Consider the following 14,369-nt stretch of genomic DNA (forward strand, 5'->3'; position numbering starts at 1 on the left):
CGGCAGCGACCGGTTGTGGCGATTGCGTGGCCGAACCGTGCTGGGTCCCGACTTCCGTCGGGACGATGCGGCTTGTCTTGATGGGGGTGGACATGAATTTCGTCGCCGTGCTGCGCGAGCTGGATGCGGGCCAGCGCAAGGTCGTGCTGGCGAGTTTCCTCGGCTGGACGCTCGACGCGTTCGACTATTTCCTGCTCGTCTTCGTGATCCCGGAAGTCGCGCGCGAATTCCAGGTCGGCAAGACCGAGGTCGCGTTCTCGTTGATGCTGACGCTCGCGATGCGCCCGTTCGGCGCGTGGCTGTTCGGACGCCTCGCCGATCGCTACGGGCGTCGACCGGTACTGATGCTCGACATCGTGCTGTTCGCGGTGCTCGAAGCCGCGTCCGCGTTCGCGCCGTCGCTGACCGCGCTGCTGGTGATCCGCGCGCTGTTCGGCATCGCGATGGGCGGCGAATGGGGCATCGGCGCGTCGCTCGCGATGGAATCGATCCCGGCGAAGGCGCGCGGTGCGGTATCGGGCCTGCTGCAGGAGGGCTACGCCTGCGGTTACCTTCTCGGCGGCCTCGTCTACCTCACGCTGTTCGACCACATCGGCTGGCGCGGCATGTTCATCGTCGGCGCGCTCCCGGCCCTGCTCGTGCTCTACATCCGGCGGCACGTGCCGGAATCGCCGGTGTGGATCGCCGCGCAGGGCGAACAGGCCGCGCGTCCGGGTTTCATCGAGACGATGCGTGGGCGCTGGGGCCTGTTCGCCTATCTGGTCGTGCTGATGACGTGCTTCAACCTGTTCAGCCACGGCTCGCAGGACCTGTATCCGACGTTCCTCAAGGAGCAGCATCATTTCGACACCTCGACGGTCGCATGGCTGACGATCACGCTGAACCTCGGTGCGATCGTCGGCGGACTGTTCTTCGGCAGCTGGTCCGAACAGGTCGGGCGACGCCGCGCGATCATCACCGCTGCACTCCTCGCGCTGCCGGCGATCCCGTTGTGGGCATTCGGCGGCTCGATCGTGATGCTCGGCGTCGGCGTGTTCCTGCTGCAGGTGATGGTGCAGGGCGCGTGGGGCGTCGTGCCGGTGCACCTCAACGAGCTGTCGCCCGATGCCGTGCGCGCGACCCTGCCGGGTTTCGCCTACCAGGGCGGCAACCTGCTCGCGTCGGCGACCGCACCGTTCCTCAACTGGTTCGCCGAGCAGCGTGGCGGCGACTACGCGTTCGCGATGGCGAGCTTCATCGCGGTCGTCGCGGTCCTGCTCGCGCTGGTGACCTGGTCAGGACCGGAGGCGCGCGGGGCGCGCTTCGGTTCGGCCGTGGCCGCGGGAGCGGAATAGCGCATCGACGCGGATTTTCGCGGAGACTGCGGCATCCGCGACTGCCCTGGTCCGCGCATCCGCGAAGCTGTGCGGCATGCAAGGAAGCGTGGAACGCCGGTGACGCCCGCACTCCAAGCTGCTATGCTCGCGCGCTTTTTTACGGTCGGAGCAGTGCGGTGAACGTCGAGGCGAACAAGGTCGTTTCCTTCCATTACACCGTCAATGACGGCGGCGCCGAGCCGGTCGACTCCTCGCGCGAACGCGGCGAACCGCTGACGGTGCTGATCGGTCACGGCAACATCATCCCGGGTCTGGAGAAGGCGCTGCTCGGCCGCGCCGTCGGCGACCATTTCCAGATCAGCGTCGCGCCAGCGGAAGCGTACGGCGAGCGCCGTGCGAACTTCACCCAGCGCGTGCCGAAGAAGTATTTCGACGACGCCGAACACCTGCAGCCGGGCATGAGCACGGTGCTGAACACGCGTGAAGCGGGTCCGCGCATGGTCGTCGTGCACAAGATCGGTTCGAGCGTGATCGACGTCGACCTCAATCATCCGCTCGCGGGCAAGACACTCGCGTTCGATGTCGAGATCACCGACATCCGCGACGCGAGCGAGGAAGAGATCGCGCATCGCCACGCGCACGGCGCCGGTGGTCACGAGCACTGAAGGCCGGGATTCGGGATTGGGGATTCGGAATTCGGCAAAAGCCGAAGCCGTAGTCCCGGCTCTGCCGATCCCAGTTCCAGAATCTCCAAACCCGGCTTCAAAGCACCCGCTTCCCATACACGAAGTGCTCCTTCCACCAGGCGCCGTCGAGGCTGTCGAGGCGCACCGTGCCGCCGCTGTTCGGTGCATGCACGAAGCGGCGCTCGCCGACATAGATGCCGACGTGGCTGACGCTGCGGCCGCTCGCGAAGAACACCAGGTCGCCGGATTGCAACGAGTCGATCGCGAGCTTGCGCTGGCCGAGTTCGCTCATCGCGGCCGACGTGCGCGGCAGGGTCACGCCGGCGGCGTCGCTGAAGACGTAGCCGACCAGGCCGCTGCAATCGAAGCCGCCCTGTGGCGTGTTGCCGCCCCAGTGGTAGGGCGTGCCGACGAGCGCGATCGCACGGAACAACACCGCATTGGCCGCGTCCGCGCGCGGCGTGCCGGCGACCAGCGGAGGTTCGTTGCGGTGCGGCAGGCTGCTGCAGGCGGCAAGCAGGGCGGAAAGCGCGAACGTCGTGGCGAGGCGCCGAATCGTCTTCATCCGGCAACGCTCGCCGAGAGCGACGGACAAGTCAACGTCGCGAGGTCAGGCCGGCCCTGAACGCAGGGAGCGCGTCCGGGAGTGACCTAAATTGTCCTTGGCGAGGGGCTGGCCTCAGGCGGCGGTTACACAAAGTGTCAATTTCGGACGTCCCGAAACGGCGGCCACCACCGGCTCGGTTTCCGGTACCAGCAGCGAGTGCAGGTCCTTGACCGTTTCCTCGAAGCGGGTCAGGCGGTCGTTGGCGGCAATCGCGACCGGATTCGGCACGCTGCCGGCGTCAAGCAGGCCGCGCACGAGCTGGCGCTGCGGTTCGCCGAAATCGGGGTCCTGCAGGGCCTCGTCGAGCGCGCAGACCAGCGCCGCGAGCCAGCCGGAATTCGGCGCGCGCAGGGCAAGCAGCAGTTCGTTCGTTGAAACCTTCATTTACGGGTCCCCGCGGGAGTCGGTGTCTGTCTCGGTTGCTGCAGGTTTGATGCCAGCGCGAGCCGCCGGGTCCGGCGTAGGCTGTGCCCGGCAATCCCGGCCAGCCACGAGTCGACCGCCATGATGTACGACTGGAACACCTACCAGGACCAGCTCAAGCAGCGCATCGGGGAAATCGCCGGTCTCAGTCCCGACACCGTCAGGGGCTATGCGACGTTGAGCGGCGCCGGCGCGAAGACGAACCACCTCGATGCGAAGACGCGCGAGCTGATCGCGCTCGCGGTGGCGGTGACCACGCGCTGCGACGGTTGCATCACGGTGCACACCGACGCCGCGGCCAAGGCAGGCGCGACGCGCGAGGAGATCGCCGAGGCCCTTGGTGTCGCGGTCGCGCTCAATGCCGGTGCCGCGCTCGTTTATTCGGCGCGCGTGCTGGATGCGTTCGCGGCGAAGACCGGCGCTGGCTGGATTCCACGATGCCGTTCGCTCCGGGCGTAGCCCGGTCCCGAGCGGAGTCGAAGGGTCCGACAGCGCGAAGTCGCTGGTAATTCGACTTCGCGGAACTTCGCTCCGCTGCGCTCAACACGAACGGTTTGGGCGGGGCACGTTCGGTCGGGACAGGCGCGAATACTTGATACAGGTCCTACAATGCGCGGATGACGAACCGGACATCGGATGTGCTCGTGCTCGGCGGCGGCGTGATCGGCCTCGCCTGCGCGTACTACCTGCTGGAGGCAGGACGCAGCGTCACCGTGCTCGAGCAGGACCGCGTCGGCGGCGCGGCCTCGCACGGCAACTGCGGAACCTTGACGCCGAGCCATGCGGCGCCGCTGGCGATGCCTGGAACGCTCGCCACCGCGTTGCGCTGGCTGCTCAGGCCGGATGCGCCGCTGCGCATCGCGCCGCGCGCCGACCCGGCCTTGCTGCGCTGGTTGCTTGGTTTTGCCGCGCACTGCAACTGGCGCGATGCGTTGCTTGCGACGGCGGCGAAGGCGCCGCTGTTGCAGCGGTCGCGCCTGTTGATCGAGGAGATCGTGCGCAAGGAGGCGCTCGATTGCGAATTCACTGCGAGTGGCACCCTCAATGTGTACCGCGATCCGCGCGCATTCGCCGAGGCACGCGCCGTGCACGAGCGGCTCGCGCCGTACGCTCCCGCGATCGAAGTGCTCGACGAGGCGGCGACGCTGGCACGCGAGCCGGCGCTCAAGGCCGGCATCGCCGGCGCGCTTTTCCATCCCGGGGATGCGCAGCTGCGACCGGATAGTTACGTCGCCGAGCTGGCGCGCGTGGTGCGCGCGAAAGGCGGCGTGATCGAGGAGCGCACGCGCATCGACAGCATCCGGCGCGAGGGTCGCCGCATCGATGCCGTGCGCACGGCGCAGGGCGATTTCAGCGGGCGCGAGATCGTGTTCGCACTGGGCGCGTGGTCGCCGCAGTTCGCCCGTCCGCTCGGCTTGCGTGTTCCGATCCAGCCTGGCAAGGGCTATTCGATCACCTACACGCGGCCGGCGCGTTGCCCGCGCATCGCGCTGACCCTCAAGGAGCCGAGCGTGTGCGTGACGGCATGGGATTCCGGCTACCGGCTCGGCAGCACGATGGAATTCGCCGGCTACGACACGCGCCTCAATCGCGTGCGCCTCGACGCCCTGCGACGCGGCGCCGCGCAATTCCTGCACGAACCGGAAGGCCCGGCGGTGGTCGAGGAATGGTATGGCTGGCGCCCGATGACCCCTGACGATCTACCCGTGCTCGGCCGGGTCGAAGGGATCGACAATCTGCTGATGGCGACCGGGCATGGCATGCTCGGCGTCACGATGTCGGCCGGAACCGGCCTGCTGGTCAGCGAGCTTGTGTGCGGCAGGACGCCGAGCATCGATTGCGCGCCGTTTGCCGCGGCGCGCTTCAAATGAATCTCGTCATGGATACCCGAAGCATGCGAAATACCGGCCTGCGTCACCGCCCCTGGATCTGCGCGATCGCGATCGCGCTTGCGAGCGTCGCAATCGCCGCGCATGCCGCCGAGCCGCAAGCGCCTGGCGATCCGGTCGAGTTCCAGTGGGGCGTGCAGATCCCCCTGCGCGATGGCGTGAAGCTCGCGGCCAGCCTGTACAAGCCGCGCGAGCAGAAGCAGCCGCTGCCGTGCGTGTTCACCCTGACGCCGTACATCGCGCAGAGCTACCACGAGCGCGGCATGTACTTCGCCGCGCACGGCTACGTGTTCCTGACCGTCGACGTGCGCGGCCGCGGCAACTCGGAGGGCGAGTTCACGCCGCTCCTGCAGGAAGCGAAGGATGGCCACGACGTGGTCGAATGGCTCGCGCGGCAGTCGTACTGCGAAGGCAAGGTCACGATGTGGGGGGGGTCGTACGCCGGCTACGACCAGTGGGCGAGTGCGAAGGAATTCCCGCCGCATCTCGCGACGATCGTGCCGGTCGCCTCGCCCAAGCCCGGCGTCGACTATCCGATGCAGCACAACATGTTCTATTCCTACGACACGCAGTGGCTGACGCTGGTCAGCGGGCACACGTCGCAGGAAGGCATTTTCGGCGACAGCGCATTCTGGGCGGCGCAGTTCAAGCGCTGGTTCGAGGCACACGCGCCGTTCAAGCAGCTGGACCAGTACGTCGGCAATCCGTCGCCGCACTTCCAGACGTGGGTTTCCCATCCGGCGCAGGATGCGTATTGGGACAGCTTCAGCCCGACGCCGGAGCAATACGCGAAACTCGCGTTGCCGATCCTGTCGGTATGCGGCCAGTACGACGGCGACCAGCCGGGCGCGCTCGCGTTCTATGACGACCACATGCGCTACGGCTCGGCCGAGGCGAAGGCGAAGCACTATCTGATCATCGGTCCGTGGGACCACGCCGGCACGCGCACGCCGAAGGCGGAGGTCGGCGGCCTCAAGTTCGGGCCGGCGGCGCTGCTCGACATGAATGCGTTGCACAAGTCGTGGTACGACTGGACGATGAAGGCCGGCAGCAAGCCCGAGTTCCTCAAGGACAAGGTCGCGTTCTACGTGACGGGCGAGGAAGCCTGGCGCTACGCGCCGACGCTCGCCGCGGTCAGCGCGCGCAACGACACCTGGTACCTCGATTCGGTCGCGTCGCGCGCGAACGACGTGTTCGCCGCCGGCGGGCTGCAGCGCGGCAAGGCCGAAGGCAAGCCCGACCACTATGTCCACGATCCGCTCGACACCAGTTCGGCCGCCTGGGAACAGGAGGACGTGCCGAATGCGCTGACCGACCAGCGCGCGGCGATGATGTCGTCCGGCAAGGCGCTGTTCTACCACTCGCCCGCATTCACCGCCGACACCGACATCGCCGGCTTCTTCAAGCTGGCGGCATGGATCGCGCTCGACCAGCCCGATACCGACATCATGGTCGGACTGTACGAGGTCAAGGCCGATGGCAGCAGCGTATTCCTGGCCAGCGATTCGCTGCGCGCGCGCTACCGCGAAAGCCTGCGCGAGGCGAAACTGGTAAAGCCGGGCGCGATCGAGCGCTATGATTTCTCGCGCTTCAGCTTCGTCGCGCGCCGCATCGCCAAGGGCAGCCGTTTGCGCCTGATGATCGCGCCGATGAACTCGATGTACGCGGAGAAGAACTACAACGCCGGCGGCGTGGTCGCGGAGGAATCCGGCAAGGATGCGCGCAAGGTGACGGTCACCCTGTACCACGACGCCGCGCATCCAAGCGCATTGACGATGCCGATTGCCGCGGCGTCGTCCGTGGCTGCAAAGTAGAAGTTCGATACTTCCGGAATCGTCCGCAGAGCTTCGCTCCGCTGCGCTCGATTCGAACGACTTCTCGAAGTGCGCCCGCCCTGAATGTTTTCGACGGGGACGTGTTTCAATCCGGGCGTGGGTATTGCCTTGCAGAGATCCCGAGGTGGTGATGGCGGCGGAGCGGTTCGATCTGGTCGTGCTCGGTGCCGGCTCTGCCGGCATCGCGATGGCGGTGCGTTCGGCGCGCCACGGCGCCAGGGTCGCGGTCGTCGAGCCCGGTCCGCTCGGCGGCACCTGCGTCAACGTCGGCTGCGTGCCGAAGAAGGCGATGTGGCTTGCCGCAGAACTGGCGGAAGCGCAGCAGCTCGCGCGCGAGGTCGGTTTCGATTCGCCCCCGAGTGCCTTGCACTGGCCGCGTTTCATCGAACGACGCAGCGGTTACATTGACAACATCCACGCGAGCTATCGCAAGCGCTTCGATGAGCTTGGCATCGAGTTGATCGCCGGGCGTGGCCGCTTCCTCGCGGCGAACCGCATCGCGGCCGGCGAGCGCGAACTCGCCGCCGGCCACGTGCTGGTCGCGACCGGGGCACGCTCGCACCGCGAGGCGATACCCGGTGCGGAACTCGGCATCGACTCGGACGGCTTCTTCGCCTTGCGTGCGTGTCCGCGCCGGGTCGCGATCGTCGGCAGCGGCTACATCGCGGTCGAACTCGCCGGCGTGCTGCGCGCGCTCGGCGCCGAGGTGGTTGTGTTCGCGCGCGGCGACCGCTTGCTGCGCTCGTTCGACCACGATCTCGGCGAGGGACTCGCGCAGGCGATGCAGGCGCGCGGGATCGGGCTCGCATTCGGGCGCACGACCGCGCAGGTGACGCGCACTGCCAGCGGCCACGCGCTGCGGTTCGCCGACGGCAGCGTGGAGCAGGGCTTCGACGAACTGATCTGGGCGACCGGTCGCGATCCGGTGACCGATGGCTTCGGGCTCGACGTCGCCGGCGTGGCGCTCGACGCGAAGGGCTTCGTCGCGACCGACGAATGGCAGGACACGAACGTGCCGAACGTGCACGCCGTCGGTGACGTGACCGGTCGCCTCGCCCTGACGCCGGTCGCGATCGCGGCGTCGCGGCGCCTCGCCGATCGCGTGTTCGGCGGCAAGGCCGATGCGAAGCTCGACTATGCGAACGTGCCGACGGTAGTGTTCTCGCATCCGCCGATCGGCACGGTCGGCCTCTCGGAAGAATCCGCGCGCGCGCAGCATGGCGACGCGGTGAAGGTCTACCGTACCTCGTTTCGCCCGATGCTCACCGCACTCGCGCACGGCGAGGAACGCACGCGCATGAAGCTCGTGTGCGTCGGCGACGACGAACGCATCCTCGGCATCCACCTGCTCGGGATCGCGGCCGACGAGATGCTGCAAGGATTTGCAGTCGCACTGAAGATGGGGGCGCGCAAGGCGGACCTCGACGCGACCGTCGCGATCCACCCGACCTCGGCCGAGGAACTGGTACTGATGTAGGCCGCGCGCGTCGCTGCGACGGATCGCTCAATGCGGACGCGGCGGCTGCACATCGGTGTCGATCGTGGCGTCGGTGAGGATGTCGACCGACAACACGAACGTGCGCTGCTCGCCGTTGCGCATCGCGCCGACGCCGACGAGCTTGCGGTCGATTTCCTCGCCGCGTTCGTTGCGGATCGACAGCACCATCGAGTACTCCCAGTCATCCGCTTTCGGCGGGTTCAGGGTGCCCTCGACGTGCAGCGCACACACGCTCTGGCGCGGTCGATCGACCGCGCCTGCCGCATTGAAGCGCAGGTGGTGGCGGCACGCGGGACACACGTCCGCATTGGCAAGGATGGTCGCCTTGCAGTGCGGACAGACGCGCGTGACGCGCGCTCGCGTCGGCGCATTCACGCTGCGGCGCCGCTCTCCGCACCGCTGCGGCCTTTCGGCGCGTTCTTCTCGTCCCAGCCGAACTCGGCCTGGCCGCGCATGCGCGATCCGGCGGCGACGGTGAGCGAGCCGGCCTTGAGGTCGCCGATCAGGACGCCGCTCTGCTGCAGCTCGACCTGCGCCGCTGAATCGCCCCGGCTTTCCCGGAGGCTCCAACCTTTGAGAGGATGGAGTCATGAAGAAGCCCAACAAGTATGCCCCGGAAGTACGAGAGCGAGCAGTTCGGATGGTGCGCGAGCACCAGGCTGAGCACACCTCGCAGTGGGCGGCGATCGAATCGATTGCTGCCAAGATCGGCTGCACGGCGCAGACGCTGTGCAACTGGGTTCGGCAGGCCGAGCGCGACCAAGGGTCGCGTGCCGGTCTGACGACGGCGGAGCGAGAGCGCGTGAAGACGCTGGAACGCGAGGTGAAGGAGCTACGCCAGGCCAACGAGATCCTGCGCAAGGCCAGTGCGTATTTTGCGCAGGCGGAGCTCGACCGCCGATCCAAGTGATGACGCGTTTCATCGATGAACACCGGTCGATGTACGGGGTCGAGCCGATCTGCAGGGTATTGCCGATCGCCCCGTCGACGTATTACCTGCACGCGGGGCGCCGCGCCAATCCGACGAAGCGACCGGCGCGTCTACAACGCGACGCCGCGTTGCTGCCGCAGGTCAGGCGCGCGTGGGAAGAGAACCAGCAGGTGTACGGGGCGAGGAAGGTCTGGAAGCAGTTGCAACGTGAGCGCTGGGTCGTGGCCCGTTGTACGGTTGAGCGGCTCATGCGAGAGCTGGGCATCGTCGGCGTGGTCCGTGGAAAGGCCGTTCGTACGACCAAGCCCGATCCCGGGCGCCCGTGCCCGCTGGATCGCGTGAATCGGCAGTTCAAGGCCGAGCGGCCCGATCAGCTATGGGTGAGCGACTACACCTTCGTCTCGACGTGGCAAGGGTTCGCCTACGTGGCCTTCGTGATCGACGTCTATGCACGGCGCATCGTGGGCTGGAAGGTGTCCGCTGGCCAGCAAACGCAGTTCGTGCTGGACGCACTGGAACAGGCGCTGCATGCGCGAAGTCCGGCGAACCGACTGGTTCATCACAGCGATCGCGGTTCGCAATATGTATCGATCCGCTACACCGAACGACTGGCCGAGGCAGGCATCGAACCATCGGTCGGCAGCGTGGGCGACAGCTACGACAATGCACTCGCCGAAACAATCAATGGCCTGTACAAGGCCGAAGTGGTGCACCGTCAGTCGTGGCGCAGCCGCGAGCAGATCGAACTGGCGACCTTACAGTGGGTCGACTGGTACAACCATCGCCGCCTGCTCGGCTCCATCGGATACATTCCTCCAGCAGAAGCCGAAGAAAACTATTATCGTCAGCACGAGTCCGCCATCGAGGTGTGACTCAAACCAAACAGCCTCCGGGATTTCCGGGGCGATTCACCGCCGCCTCGATGTTGCCTTCGAGTTCGCCCGCGACGGTGACCTTCTTCGCGCGCACGCCGCCATTGAGCTTGGCGTCCTTTTCGATCGTGAGATCGCCCTGCACGTTGACGTCGCCCTTGAAGCGGCCGGCGATGCGCACGTGGCCACTGCCTTCGATCTTGCCTTCGATGGTGAGGTCGGACGCGATCAACGATTCCTTCGCTTCACTGCGTTCGCTCGCGCGCACTGCCGAGGTCGGCATCGCGGCATAGTCGACCATCGGTGGTGTTTCGCGCGGCGGCGGCGCTGCCGTTTCGGTGGCGAACGCAGGCGCGTCCTTCTTGGCTGAGGATTGTTGATTGAAGATCGCCATGTCACGCACTCCGCTCCAGGGGAGCCCGAGCATAGCCACGGGCACCGCCTGAACGTGTGACGACACTCACGGTATGTGCGTTAACATTTTGATGAATAACGAATTCCTTATGTCGTGGGGCGCGCGTCCCTGCGCGCACAGTTCCACGTCAAAGGAACCGGCTCCGTGCCGGGCGGCGCACGCCCTCGCTGACCGGGATGATGTCGCCGACGCTGACGGTTCCATTCGGTGCCGTCGTGAACTTCGGATCGTATGGATCGTTGCTTTCGCGCAATTGGCGAAACGCGATCGATCCGTCGACTGCCCCGGAACCGGTGATGCCGAACGCATAGTACGAGTCCGCTTGCGGCGCAGCGCCCGCCCCGCCGACGTTGGTGCCCATGTGTCCGCGGCCGCCGACGAGAACCGGGCTGACCGGCGCACCGAGATGCGAGCCGGTCGTCTCCGATCGCGCCTGCTGCCAGCGGTTCTTCGCCCGCCTGAGTGCGACCTCGTCGCCGTAGGTCTTGCGCAAGTCGCGCCAGAGTTCGTTCGCGCGCGCGTATTCGGCGTCGGACATCGCCGCGTAGGCGCGGTCCCGCGCTTCGACGTAGTCCCTGTCGCCGCGTTCGGCGGCGAGCGCGAGCCAGGCGAGGCCGAGTGGGCGGTCGACCGCAATGCCGTCGCCGGTCGTGTACATGACACCGAGGTTGTACTCGGCCGGCTTGTATCCCCACGACGACGAGACCCGGTACATGTTTACCGCGAACGAGTAGTCGTTCTTGCGGTACGCGCGCACGGCGTCGTAGAAGAACTTCTCGCCCGGGCGCGCGCTGTCGTCCGGGCGCCGTCCGAACTGCTGGGCAGTCTGCGACTGCATGGGATCGAAGCCCATCGCCTGTGCGACGCCCGTTGTCAATGCAAGCAGGCAGCCAAGGCACGGCAACATACGTCTTTGCACATGCATCGCACGTCTCCTTCTGCGGTGATGAAAGGATGACGCCGAGGCTAATCCCGAGTTGTCCACTTGTAAACGGGCCGCGCCCCGGCGGCGCGGCCCGTGCCGGTCACTCCGCGGCACCACCGACGGCGGCTTGGCCGAGTTTGAAGAACACGTCCGTATTGTCGAACACGCCGTGGAAGAGACGCGAACCCTGGCCGTATGCGGACAGCGGAACGTCGGTCGCCGTGTGTACCGCCTGGTCGCCTGGCACCTGGCCGACGATGAGTTTGCCGATTTCCTTGTTGCGCACGTTCGGATCGAGTGGTGACTGCGTCGGCGGGAACGGTTGCTGCGTGTCCCTCGTCGGGAACAGGCTTGGCAACCAGGTCTCGTAGCGGTCCGCATTCGCGCCGTAGCCGATCAGCAATTTGCCGTCGATGTTCGTCGTTTGCGGATAGCCGTCGTCGGCGAGCGCGTACTTCGGGAACCTTGCCGCGTCGTACGTGCCGACGATGGACGATCCCGCGTCCGGATGGTCGGCCAGCGCCGTCGCGCTTACCGCGGACGCACCAATCAACGCCGCACCCGAGCATTCGTGGTCGGCCGTCACGATGATCAGGGTGTCCGGATGCTTCACGGCGAATGCCTTCGCGACCGCGATCGCGCGGTCGAACTCGAGCACTTCGAGCGGCCAACGGTCGCTGTCCATCAGGTGCGCCTGCTTGTCGATCGATGCGCCCTCGATCATCGCGACGAAACCGTTCGGATTCTGTGCAAGCACGTCGAGCGCGGCATCGGTCATCTCGTCGAGCATCGGCTGGTCGGGGAAGCCGAACGCATCGACGACGGCGCGGTCGCCGCGACGACCCGCTATCTTGTCGTAGGCGACGTTCATGTTCGAATACGCGAACAGTCCCAGCAGCTGCTTCGGCGGACGACCCGCCTGCATCAGTTCGTCCAGCACCGTCTTGTCCGATGCATAGGCGAAGCCGGCTTGCTGGAACTCGGCGATCAGGTCGCGCTGCGGATCGATCGCGCCGGGGCTTGCGCTCCATCCGCTGACAATGTCGGCCGGCAGCACGTAGTCGTTCGCGCTGCGCCGCTGCGAACCGTTCGCCGCTTGCGGGCTGGTGCTGTTGGATTCGTTCGGCAGGAACCACTTGCGCCCGCCGCCCATCAGCACCGCGAGGCCCGTGAGATGGCGATCGTCCAGGAATTGGTCGACGATACCGGTGCCGTTGCCGCGTGCGGAGGTATGCACCGCGTTGGCGGCGGGCGTTGCGTCGAACACATCGGCGGTCGTGACGATGCCGAGCGACTTTCCCTGCAGCGTGTGCAGGTATTCGGACAGGTACTCGACGCGCGGATTGTCGAATGCATCGAGGGTGTCGTCCGGAAACACGCCTTCCTGGTTGTTGTTCGCCTTGTTGCCGGTGACGTAGTTCTGCATGCCGGGGGCGGAGTCGGTCACGATCGAGTTCAGCGATGCGGTCATCACCATGCCGGTCTCGGGAAACGTGTCCATCGTCAGCAGGCCTTTCGCCTTGCCCTGCGCATACCCTCTGGCGATGATGCGCGCCGCGGTGCGGTGCGCGGCACCCATGCCGTCGCCGAGGAACACGATGATGTTCTTGGCGACCGTGCCGGCATCCTTGTCGATGCCGATGATCTCGAAGTTGCCGGTCGCGCTGATCAGGCGGCCATCATCCTGCTCGGCGACGAACTTCAGTTCGTGCACGCCGGTCGAGCCCTTCGAATAGGCGCGCTGCGAAATCACGGCGGCGTTAGCGGGCAAGCCCGCGATCAGCTTGCAGCCCGGTTTGCCGGTGGTCTTGCCGTTCGGGTCGACGCAAAGGGCGGCGTCGCCTGTTTCCGTCACGACGCTCGTGCGGGCGAGCCCGGCCTGATGGAAGCGGTCGGTGACGCCGAGGCCGTCGACGGAGAACGCGAAATTGACGATCGTGCGGCCTGGATCGGGCTGCACGGTCGCCTGCAGGTCGAACAACTGCCCGGGCAGGAAGCGCGCGACGACGGGCGCAGAATTCCCCGAAGCGAACAATTCACTCGGTGGAGTCAGGCGGGAAATCGTCGCGGCCGCAACGGGCAGCGTCGTGCCGGCTATCGCGATCGCGATGACCGTGGCCAGCGGGCGTCGGAGCATGGTGTGGACGTGCATGCGGAATCTCCTGCAGGGTAGGGCGGTTGACAGGGTCGGCCGACGACGCACGCGTGCGCGCCGGAGCCGGGCGGCGCGGTCAGCGCGATGCCTTTTGTTTGCGCGGCATGCTGGTGACCAGCGCGCGTTCGGATGCAGCGTCAAGCTCAAGGTGGGCAGTGGCGACGCGGCTGCCTGCTTCGCTCTCGCCGACATGCAGGGTGCCGCTCACCTGGACCAGACCTGGCAGCGCGGGTACGCGCGCCTGCCTCGCATGCGGCAGGCGCACCAGCACCGCGCTCGGCGGGATGTCATCGGCCAGCGATTCGTCCTCGTCGCCGGCGAAGACGGGCAAAGGCGAAAGCAGGAATGCGCCGGGAATGGGCGGTTGCTGCTGCACGACGTAGCCGACCATGCGCACGCGCCTGCCATCGAGAAGGCGCAGTCGTTCGGTCGGTTCGAGTCCTTTCGGTCCGATGGGCGTCTTGAACATCTCGGCGAATTTGAGTTCCGCGACGCCCTCGGGGGGCGCCGGCAGGCGACTCGTGACGGCAAGGGCGCGCGGTGTGCGCGCGATCCCCGATGGCGACGCGGAAGGAGCGGCACCTGCCGATGACGCAACCGCCACGCCGAGCGCGATCAGGCTGGCGAGGAAGCGTGAGGAATGCATGCGTTGTCCCCGGAGTGCGGCGTGGCGGCGCCAGTTGCAAAGCGCTTCACGGTAAGCGGCGGGGATGAAGCTTTGTTGAAGCGATGGTGACGCTTGCGAGGCGGATGGCAGGTCCTGTCACCGTGCAGCGCGCACGCGCGGTGCGATTCGACTCCTGCGCAGAAACCGAGG

13 protein-coding genes, 2 pseudogenes and 1 other annotated feature are annotated in these 14,369 nt (G+C 66.7%); of the genes and pseudogenes, 7 read left to right on the forward strand and 8 right to left on the reverse strand.

All coding sequences use genetic code 11. From position 1 onward, the window contains the following. Positions 1-92: 92 nt before the first annotated feature. Both ACILRJ_RS10220 and ACILRJ_RS10225 read left to right on the forward strand, forming a co-directional pair. A complete protein-coding gene (locus ACILRJ_RS10220) occupies positions 93-1,334 on the forward strand; it encodes an MFS transporter (RefSeq protein WP_395683012.1) in 1,242 nt (413 codons plus the stop codon). Between the two features lie 158 nt (positions 1,335-1,492). After that, positions 1,493-1,981 carry a peptidylprolyl isomerase gene (locus ACILRJ_RS10225; RefSeq protein WP_395683014.1) on the forward strand — a complete coding sequence of 163 codons (489 nt, stop codon included), beginning with the start codon at positions 1,493-1,495 and terminating at the stop codon, positions 1,979-1,981. Positions 1,982-2,078: 97 nt separating this feature from the next. On the opposite strand, the gene ACILRJ_RS10230 is transcribed toward ACILRJ_RS10225, so the two are convergent. Further along, entirely contained in the window at positions 2,079-2,567 is a 489-nt protein-coding gene (locus tag ACILRJ_RS10230) for an NlpC/P60 family protein (protein WP_395683016.1), read from the reverse strand. Positions 2,568-2,681: 114 nt separating this feature from the next. Then, positions 2,682-2,993 carry a hypothetical protein gene (locus tag ACILRJ_RS10235; protein ID WP_395683018.1) on the reverse strand — a complete coding sequence of 104 codons (312 nt, stop codon included), beginning with the start codon at positions 2,991-2,993 and terminating at the stop codon, positions 2,682-2,684. A gap of 123 nt (positions 2,994-3,116) precedes the next feature. Between ACILRJ_RS10235 and ACILRJ_RS10240 the strand changes: the two genes are divergently transcribed. From ACILRJ_RS10240 to gorA, 4 genes are all read left to right on the forward strand, one after another. Continuing rightward, positions 3,117-3,491, forward strand: coding sequence for a carboxymuconolactone decarboxylase family protein (locus ACILRJ_RS10240; protein ID WP_395683089.1), 375 nt, complete (start codon positions 3,117-3,119; stop codon positions 3,489-3,491). A 158-nt stretch (positions 3,492-3,649) separates the two neighbouring features. Further along, positions 3,650-4,903, forward strand: a complete 1,254-nt coding sequence (locus tag ACILRJ_RS10245) for an NAD(P)/FAD-dependent oxidoreductase (RefSeq protein WP_395683020.1) — start codon at positions 3,650-3,652, stop codon at positions 4,901-4,903. A 23-nt stretch (positions 4,904-4,926) separates the two neighbouring features. Beyond that, entirely contained in the window at positions 4,927-6,735 is a 1,809-nt protein-coding gene (locus ACILRJ_RS10250) for a CocE/NonD family hydrolase (protein WP_395683022.1), read from the forward strand. A 148-nt stretch (positions 6,736-6,883) separates the two neighbouring features. Further along, a complete protein-coding gene (gene gorA, locus ACILRJ_RS10255) occupies positions 6,884-8,233 on the forward strand; it encodes a glutathione-disulfide reductase (protein WP_395683091.1) in 1,350 nt (449 codons plus the stop codon). A 27-nt stretch (positions 8,234-8,260) separates the two neighbouring features. Here the strand turns inward: gorA and ACILRJ_RS10260 are convergent, their stop codons facing one another. Beyond that, positions 8,261-8,629 (reverse strand): hypothetical protein, encoded by a 369-nt coding sequence (locus ACILRJ_RS10260; protein WP_395683024.1) that lies wholly within the window; start codon positions 8,627-8,629, stop codon positions 8,261-8,263. After that, positions 8,626-8,811 (reverse strand): annotated as a pseudogene (locus ACILRJ_RS10265) (hypothetical protein); the annotation flags it as partial. The gene ACILRJ_RS10260 and the pseudogene ACILRJ_RS10265, both read right to left, overlap by 4 nt. 32 nt (positions 8,812-8,843) lie before the next feature. Here ACILRJ_RS10265 and ACILRJ_RS10270 point away from each other — a divergent pair. After that, positions 8,844-10,057, forward strand: a protein-coding gene (locus tag ACILRJ_RS10270; RefSeq protein ID WP_395681472.1) for an IS3 family transposase whose coding sequence is annotated in 2 segments (ribosomal slippage) — positions 8,844-9,129 and positions 9,129-10,057 — 1,215 coding nt in all. Because the reading frame shifts where the segments join, the coding sequence is not laid out codon by codon here. Further along, positions 9,122-9,238 (forward strand) — a sequence feature (AL1L pseudoknot). Its footprint overlaps the gene before it by 117 nt. A 4-nt stretch (positions 10,058-10,061) precedes the next feature. Here ACILRJ_RS10270 and ACILRJ_RS10275 read toward each other — a convergent pair. The 4 genes and pseudogenes from ACILRJ_RS10275 to ACILRJ_RS10290 form a co-directional block, all read right to left on the reverse strand. After that, positions 10,062-10,451 (reverse strand): annotated as a pseudogene (locus ACILRJ_RS10275) (polymer-forming cytoskeletal protein); the annotation flags it as partial. A 148-nt stretch (positions 10,452-10,599) separates the two neighbouring features. Beyond that, positions 10,600-11,397 (reverse strand): sel1 repeat family protein, encoded by a 798-nt coding sequence (locus tag ACILRJ_RS10280; RefSeq protein ID WP_395683026.1) that lies wholly within the window; start codon positions 11,395-11,397, stop codon positions 10,600-10,602. A 100-nt stretch (positions 11,398-11,497) separates the two neighbouring features. Beyond that, positions 11,498-13,549 carry an alkaline phosphatase gene (locus tag ACILRJ_RS10285; protein WP_395683028.1) on the reverse strand — a complete coding sequence of 684 codons (2,052 nt, stop codon included), beginning with the start codon at positions 13,547-13,549 and terminating at the stop codon, positions 11,498-11,500. A gap of 79 nt (positions 13,550-13,628) precedes the next feature. Beyond that, positions 13,629-14,198 carry a hypothetical protein gene (locus tag ACILRJ_RS10290; protein ID WP_395683030.1) on the reverse strand — a complete coding sequence of 190 codons (570 nt, stop codon included), beginning with the start codon at positions 14,196-14,198 and terminating at the stop codon, positions 13,629-13,631. Positions 14,199-14,369 lie beyond the last annotated feature (171 nt).

This window comes from Dokdonella sp., assembly GCF_044227025.1.
In the GTDB taxonomy this organism is placed as follows: Bacteria; Pseudomonadota; Gammaproteobacteria; order Xanthomonadales; family Rhodanobacteraceae; genus Dokdonella_A.